Here is a 20,997-nt window from a genome sequence, read left to right on the forward strand (position 1 = left end):
GGTTAAGCATGGCAGAACAGATAACCGAAAATCAGGATCATAGTGAGTACGGACGTTTACTTGGACAGGAATATTTGACCTTTTCCCTTGGTAAAGAGTATTACGCCGTTGATATTCTGAAAGTTCAGGAAATTCGTGGTTATGGCGCAGTAACAAAAATTGCGAATGCCCCTTCTTTTATAAAAGGCGTTATTAATCTTCGGGGTGTAATTGTCCCTATTATTGATCTGCGCATTAAGTTTAATCTGGGTAAAGCCCATTATGATGAATTCACTATTGTTATTGTTTTAAACCTGACTGACAGGGTTGTTGGTATGGTGGTTGATGGTGTATCTGATGTTGTGAGTCTTGCTGGTGATGATATCAAGAATCCACCGGACTTTTCTGCCAACTTTGATTCGGAATATATCCTGGGCCTGGCCACTGTTGATGAGCAGATGCTAATTATCACAGATATTGAGAAATTAATGTCCAGTGAGGAGATGGCTCTGGTTGATAAAACCAAGGCGATTGCCGAATAACAATTACTTAACGCTAGTTAGATTTAAGATGCAGGTTCAGTTGGAGAGCGGGCAATGAGTACAAAAACATCAATCCGGTCAAAGCTACTTAGTGTTGCTTTTGCTGCGGGTGCTCTGATCGTAGCAGGAGGGTTAGTAGCCTTTCTGGGCGAAGGAAAAAATGCACTCTATTGGGCGCTTTGCCTCCACGGAGGGGCTTTGCTGGTTCTCTTTGCCGGTGCTCGCTCTGTATTAACTCAGCTGGAGCAACCATTGCATCAGTTAATGGCTATTAGTCGGCATTTTTCTGACGGTAAACCGGCTCATCCGGGACCTATAGCGGATAATGAGATTGGTGTTGTTGTCCGTGCGCTCTTAGAAGCACAGGCTGAGGTTGAGTCGAAGCGTCAGAAAGAGTTGCGCCAGTTTGATCAGATAGCCCGCATCAAGCGCGGTCTGGATGTTGTCGATACTAATGTCATGATCGCGGATGCTGATCTGAATATTATTTATGTGAATGCATCGATCCAGCGGATGCTACGTGACCGTGAGACAGACCTGCAGAAGACATTACCTCACTTCGATGCCGGAACTTTGGTCGGTAGAAACATTGATATTTTTCATCGTAATCCTGGGTATCAACGCAAGCTTCTGGGTGGTTTAGGCGGTGCTCACAAGGCGCGCATTCATGTTGGTGATACGACCTTCAGCCTGTTGGTTCATCCGATCTCCAATAATGGCGAACGTAATGGCTACATTGTTGAGTGGCAGGATCTGACAGACTCCCTCGCGCAGGAGCAAAAAGAGCAGGCGCTACAGGAGCGGCAAGCTGAGCTGATGAGTGAGAATCAGCGTATTCGCCGAGGTCTGGATGTGGTGAATACAAATGTCATGATATCTGACGCTGATCTCAATATTGTTTATATGAATGAGTCGATTCTTGAGATGCTTGCCCGAAATGAGACTGAGATCCAGAAGGATCTGCCTCACTTTGATGCGCGTAATCTGCTGGGTCAGAATATTGACCTGTTCCATAAAAACCCTGATATGCAGCGCCGTATGTTAGGTGGTCTTACTGATACGCATAGCGCGATGCTGAATATAGGTGACAGCACCTTCAATCTCCAGGTGACTCCGATTGGAAAACCGGATCAGCGGCAGGGCTTTGTTGTTGAGTGGCGTGACATGACCGATATTCTGCGCCGTGAAGCTGAGACAGAAGAGGGCAATCGTAAGCAGCGTGAGCTGGCTGATATTAATAGCCGTATCCGTAATGCACTGGATAATGTGTCCAGTAACGTGATGATGGCGGATACTGATCTGAACATTATTTATATCAATGATGCGCTGCGGGGTATGTTCCGTGGGTCTGAGGCGCTGATTCAGCAGGAGCTACCTGAGTTTTCGGTTGATAATCTGTTAGGTCAGAATATTGACGTTTTCCACAAAGACCCTGCGCATCAGCGGCATATGTTGGCGGCATTGCAAGATACGCACTATGCCAAGATCTCTATTGCAGGTCGCCACCTGGCATTTATTGCTAACCCGATTTTCAACGAAGAGGGCGAGCGCTTAGGAACTGTTGTTGAATGGTCTGATACGACGAATGAGACTCTGGCTCAGGCAGAAATTGCTGATATTGTAGAGGGTGCATCCCGCGGCGACTTTAATCGCCGTATCAATACCCAAGGTAAGGAAGGTTTCTTCCTTGAGCTTGCGGATGGAATGAACAACCTTATGGAGACAACGTCTGACGGTCTTTCTGAGATTGCGCGGGTTCTGAGTGCCATGTCCAGAGGCGACCTGACTGAACGCATAGAGAAAGACTTTGATGGTATGTTCGGTCAGTTAAAAGATGATGCTAATGCTACAGTGGATCAATTAGCGGTTATCGTCACCCAGATTAAAGAAGCATCTGATGCCATTAATACCGCTGCCAGTGAGATCTCTGCGGGCAATAATGATCTGTCTCAGCGTACGGAAGAGCAAGCATCGAGCCTGGAAGAAACGGCAGCGTCAATGGAAGAGCTAACCTCAACCGTCCAGCAAAATGCTGAGAATGCTTCCCAGGCGAATAATCTGGCACAGGGTGCCAGTCGAATTGCTCAGAAAGGTGGTGATGTTGTCAATCAGGTTGTCACGACGATGCGAACCATCAGTGATAACTCCAAGCAGGTTGAAGAGATCATCAGCGTTATTGACAGTATTGCCTTTCAGACAAATATTCTTGCGCTTAATGCTGCGGTGGAAGCTGCTCGAGCCGGTGAGCAGGGGCGTGGTTTTGCGGTTGTGGCGACAGAAGTCCGTAATTTAGCGAAACGTAGTGCCGGTGCCGCAAAAGAGATTAAAGAGCTTATCGTGACTTCAGTTGATACTGTAGAAGAGGGATCTCAGTTAGTTGATGATGCGGGAGCAACCATGAAAGATATCGTGGATGCGATCGGCCAGGTAACAAGCATTATGACTGAGATCTCAGCTGCGTCAGCTGAGCAGAGATCTGGTATTGAGCAGGTCAATACTGCGATCACACAGATAGATGATGTTACGCAACAGAACGCTGCTCTGGTTGAGGAAGCCGCCGCAGCGGCGGAGTCTACGGAGGAGCAGGCACGATCCCTGGTTGGTTCGGTTAGTTTGTTTAAACTTGATGCTGGCAGCCAGGATATAATGGCCTTACCCTCGTCAGATGCTCCTTTCAGCACTGAACGGAAGGCTCCTGAGGTAGTGACCTCCCGGGTTAAAAGCTCTGATAGACTGATCTCTCAGCCCTCAAGATCTGACACCGATGGCGATTGGGAAGAGTTCTGATAGAGTCGCTTGCCGTAAGAATTATAGGCTGCCGGATGGCAGCCTATTTTTTAGGATTGGAAGATGCAAACATCCCGTTCTGACCGCGAATTTCACTTTACAGACAGTAACTTTGCGACGATTAAGGCGCTCATATACGATCGGGCTGGTATTAATCTGGCCGAAACAAAAAAGGATATGGTTTATAGCCGGTTATCCCGGCGCCTGAGGGCTAATGGCTTAAACAGCTTTCAGCAGTATCTTGAACTGTTGGCCGATCCGGCCTGTGATGAGCAGCAGGAGTTTGTGAACTCACTGACGACGAACCTGACCTCTTTTTTCAGGGAGGCGCACCATTTTGATGCCCTTAAGGCGTATTTCTCCGAGCACCCGGATAAGAAAAAATTCCGAATCTGGTGTTGTGCCGCTTCGACAGGTGAAGAGCCATACTCAATTGCAATGGCTGCTATTGAATACTTTGGTTGTTATAACCCTCCTGTAGAGATTCTGGCATCCGATCTGGATACTAAAGTACTCGAAAAAGCACGACAAGGCGTCTATTCTTTTGAAAGAGTTGAAAGTCTTTCTGATCAAAGGCTTAAAACATTCTTTTTTCGTGGTAAGGGTAATAATTCAGGTTTGGTTAAAGTAAAATCTGAATTACAGGATCTTGTTTTTTTCCTTAATCTGAACTTACTTAATAATAACTGGCCGTTTGATGATCCATTCGACATTATTTTTTGCCGTAATGTCATGATCTACTTTGATAAGCCGACGCAATATAAAGTACTGAAAAATTTTGTTCCATATCTGAAGGAGGATGGTCTGCTATTTGCGGGACACTCAGAGAGCTTCCCTCACGCATCTGATCTGTTCAGGTTACGAAAGCACACTGTCTATGTTAAGGCTACAAAATAAGCTAAATGGTAGGTAAGGCCATGGATATTTTGCATGAAGCTTCGCAGCCGAAGATCTACTTCGACAGGAAGTTTAACTGTCAGGTCGCGAAGATATTACCTGGTGAGTTTTACGTAGCCTCCACTGATATGGCAATCAGTACGGTACTGGGCTCCTGCATATCGGCTTGTATTCGGGATACCAAATTGAATATTGGGGGGATGAATCATTTTATGCTGCCAGGTAACTCAGATGTTTTTAATCCCCTTAGTGCTTCCGCCCGTTATGGCAGCTATGCAATGGAGATGCTGATTAATGAGATTCTTAAACGAGGAGCAAAAAGAGAAAATCTGGAAGCGAAAATATTTGGTGGGGGTAATGTTGTTGCATCGATGACAAGCAGTAATGTCGGGAAACGTAATGCACAGTTCGTTATTGATTACCTGGGTTTTGAATCCATACCGATTACCGCTAAAGATCTGCTCGACACTTGCCCACGTAAAGTTGTGTTCTTCCCCGGAACAGGCAGAGTCCTTATGAAACGTCTTCGCAGCGATGGTGCTGATAGGGAAGTGCTCGAGATTGAGAACCAGTACAGTCAGTCTCTTGGTCAGGCGCCTGTATCGAATGATATTGAACTCTTCGATTAACAATGATGATTAAAGGATATGCGTTGTGATTGAGGTTGTTATTGTCGATGATTCAGCACTGATCCGTAATCTTCTGAAAGAGATCATCAGTGAGCAGGATGATATGACGGTTACTGGCCTGGCTCGAGACCCTTATGAAGCCAGAGAAGTGATCCGGCAGGTAAACCCTGACGTTATTACTCTGGACGTAGAAATGCCCAGAATGCATGGGCTGGATTTTCTTGAAAAGCTAATGCGCCTGCGGCCAACCCCCGTTGTTATGATCTCAACAATGACGACAGTGGGTTCAGATACAACGATTCGTGCGTTGGAGCTGGGTGCCTTAGATTTTATCGCTAAGCCTAAGGTTGGAGTATCCAGCGAGTTGAAGCAATACAGTGACATTATCTGTGACAAGATACGTATAGCGGCCCAGGCTGGCCCGCATCTGAAGAATATCCGTAAGAACAAAAATAATCAGCTGATTGCTGATAAGCCGATCCTTTTCTCGCCGAATGCACTGAGTAAAATTATTGCTATTGGGGCATCAACAGGTGGTACAGAAGCGATTAAAAATCTCTTAATGTCATTGCCTGTTCATTCCCCTGCTATTGTTGTAACTCAACATATGCCCCCAGGGTTTACTCATACATTCGCCGAACGAATGAATAGCCTAACCCGCCTCAATGTTAAGGAAGCCGAGGATGGCGATATACTAGCGTCCGGCCATGTTTTTATAGCCCCTGGTGATCGCCACCTTAAAGTTGAAGAGGAAGAGGGACGTTTTATTGTTAAGCTTGACTCGGGGCCGGCGGTTAATCGTCACAAACCTTCAGTTGATGTCCTGTTTGATTCCTTGGTTCGTCATGGCCGCAATGTGGCCGCTGTGATACTGACGGGTATGGGGGCTGATGGAGCGCAGGGGCTTAAGCGCCTCCGTGATGCAGGTGCCAGAACTTTTGGGCAGGATGAAGCAAGCTGTGTGGTCTATGGCATGCCGAAAGCAGCGGAAAGGCTCGGTGCTGTCGAATTTGTTTACCCTTTGGAATTAATGCCTGTACAGCTTGCCCGAACCATGAATAAATAACTGATATATTTTGAACTGACAACCGTTTTGGGAGCTACCATGAATATTCAAACAACAACTAATGATTCTCAAAGTACCATGCGTCTTAGTGGTCGCTTTGATTTTAACTCACACAAAGTCTTTCGTGAGACGTACCAGCAGCTGCTTGACGCTAAAGCTGAGCTTATTGCGCTTGAGATGAGTCAGGTCGATTATCTGGATAGCTCCGCACTTGGGATGCTGCTTCAGTTCAAGGAAAAAGCAGATATGCAAAGTACCAAAATCACCTTGCAGAACTGTTCTCAGTTGGCAAAAGATGTCCTTGCTATTGCCAATTTCGATAAGTTATTTGAAATCTCCTGAGTGGTATTCTGACTATGCGTATTCTTGCGGTAGATGACACCCGGGCAAACTTAGTATTGCTTCAGGCGATGTTGAAACGGTCCGGTCATGAGGTTGTAACGGCTGAAAATGGTGAGGACGCACTTGAGGTTTTTTCGGAACAACAGCCTGATCTTGTTCTGATGGATGTCATGATGCCGGGAATGGATGGCTTCGAAACAGCTCAAAAACTTCAGGATATGTCAGCGCCGCGTTGGGTGCCTATCATATTTATTTCGGCTGCCGCCACAGAAGAATATTATATTAAAGGTCACCAGTCAGGTGGGGCTGATTATCTGTTTAAACCGATTAACCAGGTGATCCTGAATACTAAAATTGAGTCGATTAAGCGTATTGTGGATATGCAGAATACGCTTCATAGTCAGAATACTGCATTGCAGGAATATGTAGAAAAAGATGAGGCTGAGCGCCGCATATCCCGACATATTATGGAGCATATGGCAGAGAGCAAAGGCCTTGAAGATCCACTTATCAGCTCCATGATTACTCCGGCTGAGCAGTTTAGCGGTGATGTATTGTGTGCCGCACGCTCGCCAAGCAATCGTCTTTACCTGTTAATTGGTGATGCTGTTGGTCATGGCCTTGCGGCTGCAATTAATACGCTGCCTATTTCAGGCACGTTCTATTCCATGGTTTATAAAGGTTTCGAGCTTCAGACCATTGCAAAGGAGTTGAATCGCCGTATTAAAGAAGCGATGCCAACAGGTTGTTTTGTTGCTTGCGGTATCGTTATGATCGACCCCGGAGAGTCTTATGCCGAGGTCTGGAATGCTGGTCTGCCCACTTTTTATTGTGTCGACTCCCATGGACATGTATCCGATACCTTTGAGTCCACGCAGTTACCTTTAGGTGTTCTGACCGCTGATCAGTATGAAGTTACCAGTGAGATTATCCCTTATCGACCGGGGCATCAGCTTATCCTGTTTTCTGACGGCCTTATTGAGGCTGAAAGTGGTGATGGTGATTTTTTTGGCATCGAGAGACTACTTGGTTGCCTGCATAACCCTGAAAATCGGTTGGATGATATCCGTTGTGCCTTGCAAAGCTTCTTAGGTGACCAGCACCCGCACGATGATGTTACATTGGCTTTGGTTGATATGCCTGCGCAGGATGTCAGTGGTTTTGATATTTTTAATGATCAGCAGCAGACAGAAATTTTAACGGCAGTTCCACCTGCAGATAGTGTCGATTGGCGGGTCAGCTTTCATCTTGGTGTGTCAGAAGTTAAGGCACTGGATCTTACCCCTATGATTCTTGGTGCTCTTGGCCAATTTAAAGGCCTTGAAAAGCACAATCAGAAGCTATTTCTGATTATGGCAGAGTTGCTCAATAACGCACTGGATCATGGCTTGCTTGAGTTGGACTCCAGTCTTAAGTCTGGCCCTGATGCTTTCGAAAAATATCTTGCCGAGCGGCAGCAGCAGCTTGAAGATCTTAGCTCAGGCTGTATTGAAATTACGGCCAGTAAACTGTGTCTGCATGACGAGTCTTTTCTGCGCATTACCGTTGAGGATAGCGGGAATGGCTTTAACTACGAGCATTTTAATCAGCCGCTACCTTCCGGGCAGGTGATGATGCATGGCCGAGGTATCAAGCTTGTTAAGCAGCTTTGTCGTGCGGTGGTTTATGAAGATCGTGGCAACAAAGTTACAGTTGATTATGACCTGGGCACGCCGGACAGGCCCTAGCTGTCTCGCGCATTGCAGACTGACTTTAGCAGGGCTGCGCCCAAGCCGTTGAGTATGGCAATGTGTTGGGAGTGAAGCGCATTAACGTTTTGGCTGGCAGCCTAAGTCATGCGGACGATTATGATGCATGCATCGCAATGTATATTGAAAATATCCGTTATGCGGCAGAGTATCAGGTTTCAGGTGACGACAACCTGGATTACGAGTAGCTAAGGGTGCCGGAGTAAGCTTTACAGCCGATCCAGAGCTACAAGAGCTATTTTTGGCTCTCATTCTTATCTGAAAGAAGATTCACCAGCTTAGCTATGATCTTATCTTTGATCTTTTCCCGGGTCATAGGGGGGAGGGAGTTCATCACTTTTTTATCAAAACGGAATAAAATGCAGGTCTCATCAGCAACCACATTACTTGTTCTGGGGGTGTTGGTCAGAAATGAAACCTCACCAAAAAAGTCACCCGGCTCCAGTGCTGCCAGTATTTTCTGGTTCTCCTCGAGCTCTACATGAGCTTTCCCGTGCAGAAGTATATAGAATGCAGAATCCCGTTCACCCTGGACAATAATATTTTCTCCTTCATCTGCAGCAACAAACCGACTTCGGGTGTCAACGATCATATTTTTCTCACCTGGGTTAAAGGCGCTGAAAAAATCAATCTTATTCAGAATATTCAGTATCTTAACCCGATTAAGCAGACGTATACCTTTCATCTTGATAACCTTAGAATCTTTTGATAGTTGTTTAACTTTATCATTTCTTGGCCGTAGTTTAACGCTATCTTAGAAGGGGACACAAACCCCGTAGGAGCATAAATAGCATTAAGGATAATACAATTCTGCACTGCGTCACTTTTCATTGGTGTATTGTTACACGGATTCAAGCTAACATAATGAGATATAATGATTTTTGTCTCAGGAGGAGCGCTGCACATGCAAGGGATATTTCTTGAAAAAGGTTAAACACTATGGCATTGAACGATAAAGGCGATCTGATAAAAGTTTCGGCAGCAGACCTTATGATTGGGGATACATTGCCATGGACTGTTTATGATGCTACCGGACGGTTACTGATGGAGTCGGGTCATGTCATTTCAACCCAGTCGCGACTTAATTCAATTATTTCGTCTGGTTATCGTTTGGATGAATTGCCGACAGAGACTGAAGAAGTTGCCTCTGACCCTGTTACCCCTGATCTCCCGTCACCCATTGTCTATTCTAAAGATACTAACCCTTTCAACGAACTTGAAGAGATGTGTCTTGAGCTGGAGCAGGCTTTTGGCGGTATTATCGGTGATGGCAGCTTTAAAGAGGGGCGCCTGGAGCGTCGTTTGTATGAATCTTCATCTCAGATCCAAGGGCTGATCCAGCTTAATGGTGATGCTCTTCTCGGGTCAATTCATCTGTCTAGCAAGTTTAACTATTCCATTAAGCACCCGCTTCATGTTGCGATTATCTCTTCAATTATCGCGGATGCGCTCGAGCTGCCTCAGGATGTCCAGCTTGCAATGATTGGTGCTGCTATTACGGCTAATATTGCAATGAGCTCCTATCAGGATAGCCTGCAGGAGCATAAGGGTCCACTGACTGATGAACAGGAGGCCCGCGTTAAAGAACATCCCAAAGAAAGTTATAAACTGCTGAAAAAAGCAGGGATTACTAATACGCTTTGGCTCGATATTGTCCTTCAGCATCATGAAAAAATTGATGGCAGTGGCTACCCGGAAGGTCTTAGAGGTGATCAGATCTGCCTTGAGGCGAAAATTGTTGGTTTGGCAGATATTTATTCTGCGATGATTTCCGGTCGTGCATATCGTCCAGCACTGACGCCCCAGAGAAGTCTTAAGCAACTGCTCATGCAGCGTGGCAGTTTCTTTGATGAATCTCTGACAAATATTTTTCTTTCTGAACTGGGTATACATCCTCCCGGATCAACTGTTGAGCTGGCAAATGGTGAGATGGGTGTTGTTATCAAACGAAAAGCAGCAGAGAGCAGTAAACCGCTCGTTTCATCTATCCGGGATCGTTTTGGTACACGCTTCATGCACCCGATTATGCGTGATACCGGGGATAAGCGCTATAGCATCAAAAGCGGTGTAAAAGCCGAGCAGCTTGGGAATATTAATCCTTCAATCTTGTGGGGACTGAAGCTGATGCGTGTCAGCTAACCTGCCTGTACTCTTTTGGGTGATAAGTGGTTTTTTTAGGGGTAGTTGGTTATGAATAGGTTGTTTGCGTTAATTCTCGGCCTTTTTTGGGTGGGGAGTGTCAGTGCTGCAGATTATACAGATCCGAATGTTGCCACACAGGCGCGACAGGATCAGTTTGAAGATATCAAAGCAAGCTTCAAACAGCTTCGTTTTATTCTGATTCAAAAAGAGTTTGATGCCGGTTCTGCTCGTGCTGAGGCGGATAAGTTGGCGGCCCTAAGTCAGCCGTTGCTGGAAATGTTTCGTGTCAGGTCTGATCATGGGGATACAAAAGCACTTGGACGGATTTGGGATAGCTGGCCACGCTTTGAAGCTCAGATGCTGAAATTTATTGAGCTAACGGAAAAAACGGCCGAGAGCCTCGAGTACGCTAATCAAGAGGATGCCCGTATGTATATTGACCAGGCTGCGAAGAGCTGTAAAAGCTGTCACCGTTTCTTTAAGAAGCGTTGAGTCCTGTTTTACCGGGTTTTGTCGCACTTACCCCTCCGGGTTCTCTTATTTTCTCCTTGCCGACAGCAGCCGATGACTCGGCTGCTGTCTTATCTTTTGTGATCACTCACCCTAAATATGAGTATACCCTTCCAGAGCTGTGATCAGTGTTTGCATCTCTTCACGGGTACCTATGCTGATACGTAAGTAACTTTCAAGGCCCGGTTTAGTAAAATGGCGTACTAGAATATTTTGATTACGCAGGTAGGTCATCAGATCGTCCCCGGCAGCACTTTTGTGGCGGGCAAAAACAAAATTAGTACTCGATGGTAGCACTTCGAAACCGAGAGATTTTAGCTGTTCCGTGGTCCAGTTTCTGTCTTTTATGATCTGTTGTACGGTTTGGGCAAAGTAGTCTGTATCTTCAATTGCCGCTGTAGCGGATGCCAGTGCCAACATATCCAGCGGATAAGAGTTGAAGGAGTTTTTGACCCGCTCCAGTCCTGCTATTAAGTCCGGATGACCTAGAGCAAAACCTACACGCATGCCTGCAAGGCTGCGCGATTTTGAAAGCGTTTGTACCACCAGAAGGTTGGGGTATTTGGCTATCAATGAGCAAGCACTTTCTGCGCCGAAATCCACATAAGCCTCGTCAACGAGAACCAGTGTATTTGTATTTCTTTGTAGTAACTCTTCAATCTCACCAAGGCTTACCGCAATGCCGGTAGGGGCATTTGGGTTGGCAAAGATAATGCCTCCATTATCCTGATGGTACTGACTAAGGTCGATACAGAAATCATCTGCCAATGGAATGTGCTCAGCCTCAATGTTGTAGAGGTTGCAGTAAACATCGTAGAAACTGTATGTCATTGTCGGCATTAAAAGCGGCTTTTTCTGGCGGAAAAATGCCATAAATGCATGTGCCAGAACTTCATCAGAACCATTTCCGACAAAGACATGATCTATAGGAAGTTCAAAGTAATTACTTAGAGCTTCTTTAAGGACTGAGCCATCAGGGTCCGGGTAGAGGCGGAGCTTTTCTACTGGGAAATGGTCAAGAGCCTCAGTTACTTTAGGTGATGGCGGGTATGGATTTTCATTGGTATTCAACTTGATGATATTACTGGTTTTAGGCTGCTCACCCGGGACATAGGGTTGAAGGGAGTTTAGCGCGTCACTCCAGAATTTACTCATGTGTTAACTCTTCTGTTTTCTGTAGGGGGTATTTTGCAGTACATCGCTAAATGCGTGATTGGCTGGCAATCTAATAAACTGTAAAACAAAGCGGAACAAGTCTGACGCATCGCAATAAAGACCAGTGTAAGACTAGCATTGCCTATGATAATTCTCACCTGTCATGGTTGCTTTTTTCAGGCATCCGGCATCTCTATTCTTGTGCTGTAAATAAAATGTTACGCACCCTGATTGAGACTTTACACCTGACTGGTGCTGAAAAGTCCCTTTTTTAGGGCCGACAGGTATAATCTTTAGCCTATAACATCTCAGTTTTTCTTTTGTCCACGTCAAAACCCATTTCTCCAACAACAATAAATGTCAGGGTGACGATGGCTTCTGCGTTGGTTGTCCGCGGGCATGTATTGTCTTTGTGCGGATTCCTTTCGTGATGCATCTTGTTTTGGAGAATCTAATGAAAGTTTATGCTACTCAGTGGTTGGCTATTGTCGAGGCCTGCTTGCTGGTTGCACTTGGTGTGCAGCTGATAAATGCATCGGAACTTTTGGTTGGTGGTACAGCCGGTTTAACATTAATTGCGCTTCAATTTTTACCTGATATGACCTTCGGTCAGGTTTTCTTCCTGGTTAATCTGCCCTTTTATCTGATCGCTCTCCGCTATTTGGGGATTGGTTTTACACTGCGGACATTCGGTGCCGTGTCTTTATTGTCTGTATTTTCAGATCTTATCTCACAGTATGTCAGTCTTGAACTGGCACACCCTCTGATTGCGTCTGTTTTGGGTGGTCTTCTGATTGGCTTAGGGCTTACCTTCCTGATCCGGGCGCAGGCTTCATTGGGTGGAATTACGATTCTTGCTGTATTTCTTGAGCGTCGTTTATCCATTAATGCAGCACGAACTACATTGGCAACAGATATGAGTATTCTGATGTTTGGTCTTGTCTTCTTTGACACCTTAACAGTTGTGTATTCTATTGCTGCCTTCATCGCTGTCGGCTCTGTAATGGGGCGTTATCGCAAACCTGCTTTTGTCCCACCTGAACAGCTGGCACCTGAGGTCAAGGTGTCGCTTCAGCAGAGGACTGCTAAAGCTTAATTTTTCGACTCTATTTTGATAGGCTTCCAAAAACGGCAGATGATTCTGCCGTTTTTTTTGTGCGGTATTTAATGTGCTGGCTCTGCTTGGGCGCTGTAGAATTTAGTGCCGATATGATGTGATAGCGTTATAATATGCAGGCATTTGGGGTGAACCAGCCCTAAACATCATGTTAAGCCAGCAGTATTTTTCAGAGAAAAAGGGTCGCCATTGAATAGCCATAAGCATGTTGTAGCAACCACTCAACAAAACCAGTCTGAGGCGTCAGTCAGCTTGTTAAGTCGCAGGAGTTTTCTGCGAATGAGTACTTTTGGGGTGGCGGCAGCGGCGATGCCGCGCTGGAGTTTGGCTCAGGTTGATTCCGGTATCATGTATCACTACCGGCTGACAGCTGAGCCCGCTGAGACTGAATTGGTTCCGGGCTTCCAGAGTAGCGTTCTGGCGTTTAATGGTGATATTCCGGCACCGGTTATCCGGGCAAAGCAGGGACAGCCGGTTCGTATCGAATTTACCAATAAACTGGATGAGCCGACGACAATTCATTGGCACGGCCTTCGTATCCCGATTGCAATGGATGGCGTGCCTTTTCTGAGCCAGAAGCCGATTATGCCGGGTGAAACCTTTGTTTATGAGTTTACACCGCCGGATGCCGGAACATTCTGGTATCATCCGCACATGAATAGTGTCGTGCAATTAGGTAAGGGGCTTGTTGGTGCCCTGATTGTTGAAGAGGCGATAAAACCAGACTTTGACATTGATGAGGTATTGATTCTTAAACACTGGCACTTGGATAAACAGGGCCAATGGAAAGCTCTCACCCGACCTCGTTACGCCGCCCGAATGGGAACCCCCGGAGAATGGGGAACGGCTAATGGCATCAACAACCCGACACTGAGTTATCGGGCAGGAAGCCGGGTTCGGCTGCGGTTAGCTAATGTCGATAATACTATGACGTATAACCTGCGCTTGAAGGGGGTGTCAGCCCAGGTTATCGCTATTGATGGAAATCCGGTATCAGTGCCTTTTATTTTTGAGCAGCATAAAATCGGCCCCGGCATGCGTCTGGACCTGGGATTTATAATGCCAGAAACCACACCCGATAGTGGTGGCGTTGTTTTGGAGTATCTGCGGGGTAAATTTGGCTTTCCTTTGGTAAGCTTTATAGCGTCTTCTGCACCTTTATTAAAGACCCGATCAATCCCACGGCTGGCGATGAATCCGGTTCCTGTGCCGGATCTGCAGGCCGCTGAGACAATTCCTTTTGCTTTTGAGTGGGAAGGAGCAATAAGCCCTGTTGGCAAAGATGGTAAAACCCACGATACATTCTGGTTGATTAACCGTAGGCCCTGGCAGGGTATGGGGCCGGGTAGTATTCCTGAGCCAGTGGCAGATCTGAAGCTAGGTAAAAGCTATATTTTTGATCTGAAAAATAACACCCAATATCATCACCCTATTCATCTTCATGGCCATACTTTTCTGGTTTTCGAAATGGATGGCAAGGCTGTGACACCTTTCTATACAGATACGGTATTACTCGGTAAAAATGGTCGGGCTAAGGCGGCATTTGTTGCCGATAACCCTGGCAGCTGGATGTATCATTGTCATGTTATTGAGCATATGAAAACCGGCCTGATGGGTTATGTCAGAGTGAGTTAATATTTTGTTTTTATAAGGTAAATCAATAATGGATCGTGTTGCCCTTGGGCGCGTTTTTATGAATGGCGGAGGCCTTTTGTTGGTTTCGACCGCTTTAGTTAATTGGGCTGAGATTATTGGTGTCAATAATGGTTATCTGGCCATTGGGGGAACGGTGGCCATGGTGATCGGTTATGGTTTGGGCCGAAATCAGCTATAGTTCCACTGTAAAAACTACTGATGTCAACATCGTTGAATATGATTGCTATCAGCTCTGGTATAGCATGTAGCGGGTTACTACTGCTGTACGCATATCATTAATGCCCTTCAAGTTTCTCCGGGCATCGCTATAATCGAATATTGGAATGTATAGATGTCTGTCCCGGTCTCTCAGCCTATCGTACCTGTTCTTCGTTCTGTTCTGAATCAATATAGAATACTTATATTAGCTTCTGTTTTATTAGCTTTTGTTGCTATTATAGGTGTTTATTATAGTATTAAGGCCACTGAAGAGACTTTCTATCTCTCTTTAGAGCGGGACTCTGAGGTTCTGGAAAAAAGTTTTAATAGCCTGTTAGAACGTACATATAAAAATATGGAAATGATTGCGACGTTTGTCAGTAACAATCATGATGTTCAGCAATTGTTTTATAAAGGGATGTTAGCTGTTCAGGCTGAAGGCGGCGGTGCCGGTGCGGAGTCTGCTGCGTTTTATCGTCATGCCCTTTACGATGCTGTTGCCCCTAGCTGGAAAAAAATTCAGCAACGATTTGATGCCCGTCAGCTTCATTTTCATCTGGCCCCCGGTTCTCTGAGTTTTTTACGTGTTCATCGGCCGGAGAAATATGGCGACCGGATGGATAATATCCGACATACCGTTGTAGACGTGAATGCTTCGCTGGAGCCTGTTCTTGGTTTTGAAACTGGCCGTGTTTACTCCGGTTTGCGTGGCGTTGTGCCTGTGTTTTCAGAAGATAGTGAAACTCAGCAGCAGGTGCATGTGGGCGCTCTGGAGGTAGGGACCTCTTTCAATACCGTGTTGAAAATATTTGATGAAACGCAGAATGTTGGAGCTGGTATTTTATTGCGTCGCGATCATATTACCGCGACGATGTGGCCTGAATATATCGAGGAGCGTTTTGGTGACGTAATTCACTCCTGTGGCTGTTACTTGGAAGCGGAGTCCCGAAAAGGTGAGCTGCGCAGAATGATGGATCTGCAGGCAGAGGATAACGAGAACCATCACCGCGTGGGATTGTATCCGCTTGGTGAGCGCTATTATGGCTTCTCACTGATCCCTTTGTTTGATTATAAAAAGAGCTTATCGAACAAAGACCCCCAGAATCGCATTGGGTATATTGCATTCTGGTTTGACCAGACAGAAAAGTATCAACACCTGCAAAGTACTCAGAAGCGTTATTTGGTGCTGGGCGTTGTCGGCTTTTTGTTTGTTTTGTCCATGATGATTTTGCTGGTTCGTTTTTACATACGTCACCTCAGCATACAGGTTGAACAGAAAACACTGGCACTGCAGGAGAGTACAGACCAGCTGAACCAGGCGCAGAAAATTGCCCATCTGGGGTATTGGCAGCTGCAGGTCGAAGCAAATCAGCTGGTATTTTCTGATGAGGTTTACCGAATTGTAGGGTTGCCTCAGGGTACAGATATAAGCCTTGAGCAGTTTCTCTCCTGTGTTTATGAGGAAGACCAGGAAGAGGTCAGGCAAACGTTTCTAAGCGCGAAAAAAGGGATCTCCGGCGATCTGACCCATAGAGTTGAAAGCAAGAATGGTCATCTGATCTATGTCCGTAACCATATGGAAGTTATTTTCAACGATGCCGGTGCTGTGGATCGCATCTTGGGTACCCTTCAGGATATCTCACACCAGATTGAACTACAAAAAGCGATAGAAGCAAAAGAACAGCTCTATCGACAAATTTTTGAACGTAGTCGAGCCGTCAAGCTGCTTGTGAATCCTGAGCAAGGGCAAATTATTGATGCCAATGAAGCGGCTCAAAGGTACTACGGATACAGCCATAAGCAGCTGACCAGTATGGGGATTGAGGAGATCAATACTTTGTCACTGGAGGCGTTGAGGGCTGAGTTTTATCGGACACAGACTGAAAACTGTGATTATGGTAGCTACAAGCATCGCCTGGCGAATGGTGAAATACGTGATGTTGAAGTATACACCAGTGATGTGGAGTTTGATGGTAAACACTACTATCACTCAATTATCTTTGATGTCACTGAGCGTAATCAGGTTTTGGCTCAGTTGGAAAAAGCGGCCATGCACGATAGCCTGACAGGTTTGTTTAACCGGCGAAGTATCAATTATCGTGCTGAGCCGGAAATTGCCCGTTATCTGAGAACAGAAGAGCCGTTCTCCGTCATCATGATGGATATTGATTACTTTAAACGCTTCAATGACATTTATGGTCATGATGTGGGGGATCTTGTGCTCAAGCATGTTGCTCAATTATTTGAGTCAGAAGTTCGGGCAACAGATCTGGTGGGACGTTTTGGTGGTGAAGAGTTTATTGTTCTGGCGCCGCAAACGAATAAAGAAGATGCTATCGTGCTTGCCGAGCGTATTGTGAGTTCCGTTCGGGCATTTGAAATGGAATATGGTGATGAACGCCTTAAAATAACGCTTTCTGCGGGAGTAGCAACTCTGGGTGAGAGTCTCTGCCTAAACCAGACCTTTGATCTGAAAGATTGCTTTGCGCAGTTGGTGAAACATGCTGATGAACAGCTTTATAATGCCAAGTCCAAGGGGCGTGACCAGGTTTGTAGTTTCTGAATATTTTATCAATACCCGGCGTCAGTTTGGCAGGTGAACCAGCCTCTGGCAGCCTGTTTTTTTGTAAGAGTTTATCTGTAAAAATTGGAGTGAGGTGTGGTTTTAAATGGATTGCCTGCGGGGCTGAGATGGCTGGGTTTATGGCTTGTTTTTCTTCTGGTTAGCGGGTGTAGCGTTACGTCACCACAGCCTCCTGAAACTGGATCAGCTACCCCTGAACAGCCTTTGCCCGATAGCCTGACCTCTGAGAGTGTGCCGGATACAGAGCAGGAACCTGTGCAAAAATCTATGCAGGAGACGCTTCCGGCGGGTGTTGTTTCCGGGCAGGTGTCCTACCGTGAGAGAATCGCACTTTTACCCGGTGCCTTTGTCCGCGTTGTATTGATCCGGGAAGGAGAGAAGGCAGAGCCTCCGGTCGAGATTGCTGAACAGATTTTTCATCCTTTAGGTCAGGTGCCTTTTACCTATCATCTGAAATTTAAACCGGAAGATATTCGTAGCGGTTTCCGTTATGCGATTAAAGGTCAGATTTTCTCCGGAGACGAGCGCCTTTTATTTGCCAGCAAGACTCCTGTTGCTTTGGAGCCTTTAGGGCCCAATCGGGAGATCAACCTGCCGCTGATTCGTGTTCCGGTAACCCAGCAATCCCATATGAAGCCTATGACCGCTGCGGTGAGTCGGGTTTTTCAGTGTGGAGACTTTGCTTTTGGCACTCGGACGGGAATCGGTGAAATTGCCCTGTATCTTCCTGATGGGGTTCTGGTGCTCTCACAGGTTCGCTCAGCCTCAGGGGTTCGCTATGAGGAGGGTGATACCCTGTTCTGGATGAAGGGTGAGCGGGCAATGTTGTCACATAAGAGCACATTATACAGCCAGTGCGTGCATAACACTGCCCGTGATGCCCGTGACCCCCATGAGAGACGTCCGGTGGATTTTCGGGCAGTGGGCCAAGAGCCACCTTGGTTGTTAGAGGTGGTTTCTCAGCACAATCTCAACCTGATTACAGAATACGGACAGAAGCGAGTACAGCTGCCGGAACCAAAGGTCATCTACAAGCCGGGTAGTGTTACATATCGGGCCATGAGTGGCGCTGACAGAGTTTCTGCGACAGTGCGCAGCAGTGCTTGTCAGGATTCCATGGCAGACAAAATATGGCCGCAAAGTGTGAGTGTCTGGTGGAACGGCCGGCGCTATCAAGGCTGCGGAGAATTTCTGCAGCCTTAGTTCCTAACTGTTACCGGGAGAATGAACCCTCTTGCCCCGGCACAGGTCTAGCCTACGTTGGCGTTCAGTATCAGGCTGCCCGATTAAGGCCCAGCTCCATGGCCAGCATTTGTAGTGATAAGTCTGGTATCTCTTCCGGTTCTACGGTGCGGGTGATATTTACTTTCCTTAAACCATCATCAGCAAGATCCAGCTCTTGGTGCTTAGGTAGTGGTTTCCCGTTATGATCAAACAAACAGCGAACCTTCGGCCTTGACCGGGCTGACCGGGTAATATCGGTCACCATGCCGATCTGTTGCCGGTTGAGTTCAACCAGTGTGCCTATAGGGTAGATGCCAACAGACTGAATAAATCGCTCAACCAACTTGCCATCAAAGTTATGATTACGCAGACGGTAGAGATTGCGCAGAGCCTGTGTTGGTGTTCCTTTATTGCTGAAGTGCCGGTTACGGGTCATCGCTTCAAACGTTGTGATAATCGCAAGAATCCGTGCTTCAAGCGGAATTCTTCGACCAGATATACCTGCAGGGTATCCCGTTCCGTCAAAGCGTTCATGGTGATAGGCGACGATGCTGTTTAAGGGTCGTAGGGCCTGTGACTGATGCAAAATGTCACAGCTATGATCAACATGCTTTTGGATACTGATTCGCTGGCCGATACTCAAAACCTCTTTTTGCTTCAGTAGCTCTTCAGGAATCCTGATCATACCGATATCGTGCAATAGAGCGCTCATGCAGAGTCTGTGAAGTTGAGCCTTTGACATACCAAGGCTTCGGCCGAAGCTGAGGCTAAGAACCGCCACATCAAGGGATTTACGTTCCAAAGAGCTGTCTTTTTCTTCCAGTTGGCTTAGCAGCGTTAGTGTGCCGGGGCGTGCCAATGTAGAAACCAGAAGTTTTTTAGACGACACCTCAAGCGCGCTGGCATCCAGGCTCAGCCCACTTCGGGCCCTTTCGAAATTAGTACTTAAAATATCCAGACAGCTGTGAAAGCTATCGATAACAAACTTCTTGGAAACTCTGCTGCTGAGATCTGCCTTTGCCTGGGAGGGGGCTGTAGAGCTCTTGTTTTCTGCTTGTTTGTGGGCCGCTGAGTTTGAGGCCTCTGTGGCCGGAGCCTGCTTCTGATCAGTAGATACCGGCCGGGGATGTTTCTGAGATTCAGAAACAGGTGGTTTTTCTTCTTCGGGTGAGTCTGTTTCAATCGTTACAATATTGCAGTGCTGAAGCAATAGCGCCAGGTCTTCACTGGTGTTTAAAACAAAAGATTGAGTCCACTTAGGACTTTTATCCCAGCCAATGTCCAGTGCAATGATTTTCATGCCAGGAGTTAACTGTTGAACAGGGATATTTTGTCGCATTTAATAATCCTGAAAGCAGAAAGCGCTGGCAGGCTGATCCATCTTTCAGGCCATTGCTCTAAAAAGTAAAAGCACTCTGTGTTTCAGGCACTTTTTTGCATTGTATTTCGGCCTATCTTAGAGGATTGCCCAATGGGGTGAAAGTGATAAAAAAATAATGTTTGAATTGGTAAGATTACTGTTCAGTAATGCATGCGGAACATTCAGGAAGCCGAATTAATATTCGGCTCCTGGTGTTTTGCTATTGGTTAGCCCAGTAGGTTTTTAATCAGTTGAGTCACTTCATCCTGTGAGACATCGTTGGCAAATGAGAAGGACCGGTAAGTATCACCACCAAAATTGCGGTCCAGCTCAAAGAGAATATGAGTCTGATCGGCTGTGCTGACAAAAGAGATCTCCACTTCATTCAGGCCGAATAGTGCGAATTTATTAGGGCGATATTCCAGTTCCTGATAGCAGCCCAGCGAGGACTGGAAGTTCTGGCCACGAATAACACCCTTTTCCACATCGGCTTTCACCAGGTTGTAGCCGCAGCTATCCATAGCCTGAAGAACTTTGTTTTGGGTTGAGGTTGCAATAACTTCAATGGGGTCCTTATCACTGGCATCCAGTGCCATATCGATATTCAAGCCTGTTGCCAGCCAAACTTTACTCTGATTATGTCGGGCACCATTGTTTGTGATGGGCGTTTCATAGGGTAGCTGCGCCTGGAAAGGAATCTCCCGGGTTTCTCCAGGGCCAATGGAGAAGCGATCTGCAACATGCCAGTGGGTCAGCGTTTTATTGACGACCATCTCAGTATCATCACGTTCAACTTTGACGCGGGTGACCAGAGCCAGATCCAGCCCGGATATCTCCTGTTCTGTTTCTCCACCTTTAACCACGATGGTTGCCTTGAAGTTTTCACCAGGGCAAAGCAGCTCTGTATGCAGCAAAGTGTCAACTTTGGTGCCACCGATACCGATACTGGCAAGAATTTTCTTAAACATTGGAGACCCTTTTTCTGAAAATAGAATGGCGTATGTGTTTTTTATGGGTATTACTCTAAGAGATGGGATGCAGAGAAGGTTTTTTCAATGCCA

The 20,997-nt window shown here is 46.3% G+C and carries 19 protein-coding genes; 15 read left to right on the forward strand and 4 right to left on the reverse strand.

The annotated features are described in order from the left end of the window. Positions 1-8: 8 nt before the first annotated feature. From ACN0R8_RS00490 to ACN0R8_RS00525, 8 genes are all read left to right on the forward strand, one after another. Complete coding sequence (locus tag ACN0R8_RS00490; protein WP_417594000.1) at positions 9-521, forward strand: chemotaxis protein CheW; 513 nt, start codon at positions 9-11, stop codon at positions 519-521. Between the two features lie 54 nt (positions 522-575). After that, on the forward strand, positions 576-3,308 hold the full coding sequence (locus ACN0R8_RS00495; protein WP_417594002.1) for a methyl-accepting chemotaxis protein: 2,733 nt from the start codon (positions 576-578) through the stop codon (positions 3,306-3,308). Positions 3,309-3,371: 63 nt separating this feature from the next. Further along, the gene (locus ACN0R8_RS00500) at positions 3,372-4,205 is read left to right on the forward strand and encodes a CheR family methyltransferase (protein WP_417594004.1); all 834 of its coding nucleotides are present in this window, start codon (positions 3,372-3,374) and stop codon (positions 4,203-4,205) included. 20 nt (positions 4,206-4,225) lie between these two features. Beyond that, complete coding sequence (cheD, locus tag ACN0R8_RS00505) at positions 4,226-4,834, forward strand: chemoreceptor glutamine deamidase CheD (protein ID WP_417594006.1); 609 nt, start codon at positions 4,226-4,228, stop codon at positions 4,832-4,834. 25 nt (positions 4,835-4,859) lie between these two features. Further along, complete coding sequence (locus tag ACN0R8_RS00510; protein WP_417594008.1) at positions 4,860-5,900, forward strand: protein-glutamate methylesterase/protein-glutamine glutaminase; 1,041 nt, start codon at positions 4,860-4,862, stop codon at positions 5,898-5,900. 39 nt (positions 5,901-5,939) lie between these two features. Continuing rightward, positions 5,940-6,242: an STAS domain-containing protein gene (locus tag ACN0R8_RS00515; protein ID WP_417594010.1), complete on the forward strand. Its 303-nt coding sequence runs from the start codon at positions 5,940-5,942 to the stop codon at positions 6,240-6,242. Between the two features lie 14 nt (positions 6,243-6,256). Continuing rightward, the gene (locus ACN0R8_RS00520) at positions 6,257-7,969 is read left to right on the forward strand and encodes an ATP-binding SpoIIE family protein phosphatase (protein WP_417594012.1); all 1,713 of its coding nucleotides are present in this window, start codon (positions 6,257-6,259) and stop codon (positions 7,967-7,969) included. Positions 7,970-8,040: 71 nt separating this feature from the next. Continuing rightward, entirely contained in the window at positions 8,041-8,178 is a 138-nt protein-coding gene (locus ACN0R8_RS00525; protein WP_417594014.1) for a hypothetical protein, read from the forward strand. A 47-nt stretch (positions 8,179-8,225) separates the two neighbouring features. Here the strand turns inward: ACN0R8_RS00525 and ACN0R8_RS00530 are convergent, their stop codons facing one another. Beyond that, positions 8,226-8,675, reverse strand: a complete 450-nt coding sequence (locus ACN0R8_RS00530; protein WP_417594016.1) for a cyclic nucleotide-binding domain-containing protein — start codon at positions 8,673-8,675, stop codon at positions 8,226-8,228. A 254-nt stretch (positions 8,676-8,929) separates the two neighbouring features. Here ACN0R8_RS00530 and ACN0R8_RS00535 point away from each other — a divergent pair, with 254 nt between their 5' ends. Together ACN0R8_RS00535 and ACN0R8_RS00540 are read left to right on the forward strand one after the other, a co-directional pair. After that, on the forward strand, positions 8,930-10,129 hold the full coding sequence (locus ACN0R8_RS00535) for an HD-GYP domain-containing protein (protein WP_417594018.1): 1,200 nt from the start codon (positions 8,930-8,932) through the stop codon (positions 10,127-10,129). 51 nt (positions 10,130-10,180) lie between these two features. Next, entirely contained in the window at positions 10,181-10,624 is a 444-nt protein-coding gene (locus tag ACN0R8_RS00540) for a c-type cytochrome (RefSeq protein ID WP_417594020.1), read from the forward strand. A 111-nt stretch (positions 10,625-10,735) separates the two neighbouring features. Here ACN0R8_RS00540 and hisC read toward each other — a convergent pair whose 3' ends face one another. Further along, positions 10,736-11,797, reverse strand: a complete 1,062-nt coding sequence (hisC, locus tag ACN0R8_RS00545) for a histidinol-phosphate transaminase (RefSeq protein WP_417594022.1) — start codon at positions 11,795-11,797, stop codon at positions 10,736-10,738. Between the two features lie 454 nt (positions 11,798-12,251). Here hisC and ACN0R8_RS00550 point away from each other — a divergent pair, with 454 nt between their 5' ends. From ACN0R8_RS00550 to ACN0R8_RS00570, 5 genes are all read left to right on the forward strand, one after another. Continuing rightward, positions 12,252-12,893, forward strand: coding sequence for a YitT family protein (locus ACN0R8_RS00550; RefSeq protein WP_417594024.1), 642 nt, complete (start codon positions 12,252-12,254; stop codon positions 12,891-12,893). Positions 12,894-13,193: 300 nt separating this feature from the next. After that, positions 13,194-14,549: a multicopper oxidase family protein gene (locus tag ACN0R8_RS00555; RefSeq protein WP_417594026.1), complete on the forward strand. Its 1,356-nt coding sequence runs from the start codon at positions 13,194-13,196 to the stop codon at positions 14,547-14,549. 28 nt (positions 14,550-14,577) lie between these two features. Next, on the forward strand, positions 14,578-14,748 hold the full coding sequence (locus ACN0R8_RS00560) for a hypothetical protein (protein WP_417594028.1): 171 nt from the start codon (positions 14,578-14,580) through the stop codon (positions 14,746-14,748). A gap of 153 nt (positions 14,749-14,901) precedes the next feature. Further along, positions 14,902-17,331: a diguanylate cyclase gene (locus ACN0R8_RS00565; RefSeq protein ID WP_417594030.1), complete on the forward strand. Its 2,430-nt coding sequence runs from the start codon at positions 14,902-14,904 to the stop codon at positions 17,329-17,331. A 225-nt stretch (positions 17,332-17,556) separates the two neighbouring features. After that, a complete protein-coding gene (locus tag ACN0R8_RS00570) occupies positions 17,557-18,555 on the forward strand; it encodes a YbaY family lipoprotein (RefSeq protein WP_417594032.1) in 999 nt (332 codons plus the stop codon). Between the two features lie 70 nt (positions 18,556-18,625). Here ACN0R8_RS00570 and ACN0R8_RS00575 read toward each other — a convergent pair whose 3' ends face one another. Further along, on the reverse strand, positions 18,626-19,915 hold the full coding sequence (locus tag ACN0R8_RS00575; RefSeq protein ID WP_417594034.1) for an HD-GYP domain-containing protein: 1,290 nt from the start codon (positions 19,913-19,915) through the stop codon (positions 18,626-18,628). Positions 19,916-20,163: 248 nt separating this feature from the next. Next, positions 20,164-20,904 carry a sporulation protein gene (locus ACN0R8_RS00580; RefSeq protein WP_417594036.1) on the reverse strand — a complete coding sequence of 247 codons (741 nt, stop codon included), beginning with the start codon at positions 20,902-20,904 and terminating at the stop codon, positions 20,164-20,166. Between the last annotated feature and the right edge of the window lie 93 nt (positions 20,905-20,997).

The organism is Oceanospirillum sp., assembly GCF_048265165.1.
In the GTDB taxonomy this organism is placed as follows: Bacteria; Pseudomonadota; Gammaproteobacteria; order Pseudomonadales; family Halomonadaceae; genus Oceanospirillum.

Excerpts from the sequence above, each read along its gene's own strand:
- ACN0R8_RS00555 (WP_417594026.1), top strand. The coding sequence starts at position 13,194 with ATGAGTACTTTTGGGGTGGCGGCAGCGGCGATGCCGCGCTGGAGTTTG.
- ACN0R8_RS00560 (WP_417594028.1), top strand. The coding sequence starts at position 14,578 with ATGGATCGTGTTGCCCTTGGGCGCGTTTTTATGAATGGCGGAGGCCTT.
- ACN0R8_RS00490 (WP_417594000.1), top strand. The coding sequence starts at position 9 with ATGGCAGAACAGATAACCGAAAATCAGGATCATAGTGAGTACGGACGT.
- ACN0R8_RS00565 (WP_417594030.1), top strand. The coding sequence starts at position 14,902 with ATGTCTGTCCCGGTCTCTCAGCCTATCGTACCTGTTCTTCGTTCTGTT.
- ACN0R8_RS00535 (WP_417594018.1), top strand. The coding sequence starts at position 8,930 with ATGGCATTGAACGATAAAGGCGATCTGATAAAAGTTTCGGCAGCAGAC.
- ACN0R8_RS00495 (WP_417594002.1), top strand. The coding sequence starts at position 576 with ATGAGTACAAAAACATCAATCCGGTCAAAGCTACTTAGTGTTGCTTTT.
- cheD (WP_417594006.1), top strand. The coding sequence starts at position 4,226 with ATGGATATTTTGCATGAAGCTTCGCAGCCGAAGATCTACTTCGACAGG.
- hisC (WP_417594022.1), bottom strand. The coding sequence starts at position 11,797 with ATGAGTAAATTCTGGAGTGACGCGCTAAACTCCCTTCAACCCTATGTC.
- ACN0R8_RS00550 (WP_417594024.1), top strand. The coding sequence starts at position 12,252 with ATGAAAGTTTATGCTACTCAGTGGTTGGCTATTGTCGAGGCCTGCTTG.
- ACN0R8_RS00530 (WP_417594016.1), bottom strand. The coding sequence starts at position 8,675 with ATGAAAGGTATACGTCTGCTTAATCGGGTTAAGATACTGAATATTCTG.
- ACN0R8_RS00575 (WP_417594034.1), bottom strand. The coding sequence starts at position 19,915 with ATGCGACAAAATATCCCTGTTCAACAGTTAACTCCTGGCATGAAAATC.
- ACN0R8_RS00540 (WP_417594020.1), top strand. The coding sequence starts at position 10,181 with ATGAATAGGTTGTTTGCGTTAATTCTCGGCCTTTTTTGGGTGGGGAGT.
- ACN0R8_RS00520 (WP_417594012.1), top strand. The coding sequence starts at position 6,257 with ATGCGTATTCTTGCGGTAGATGACACCCGGGCAAACTTAGTATTGCTT.
- ACN0R8_RS00580 (WP_417594036.1), bottom strand. The coding sequence starts at position 20,904 with ATGTTTAAGAAAATTCTTGCCAGTATCGGTATCGGTGGCACCAAAGTT.
- ACN0R8_RS00500 (WP_417594004.1), top strand. The coding sequence starts at position 3,372 with ATGCAAACATCCCGTTCTGACCGCGAATTTCACTTTACAGACAGTAAC.
- ACN0R8_RS00515 (WP_417594010.1), top strand. The coding sequence starts at position 5,940 with ATGAATATTCAAACAACAACTAATGATTCTCAAAGTACCATGCGTCTT.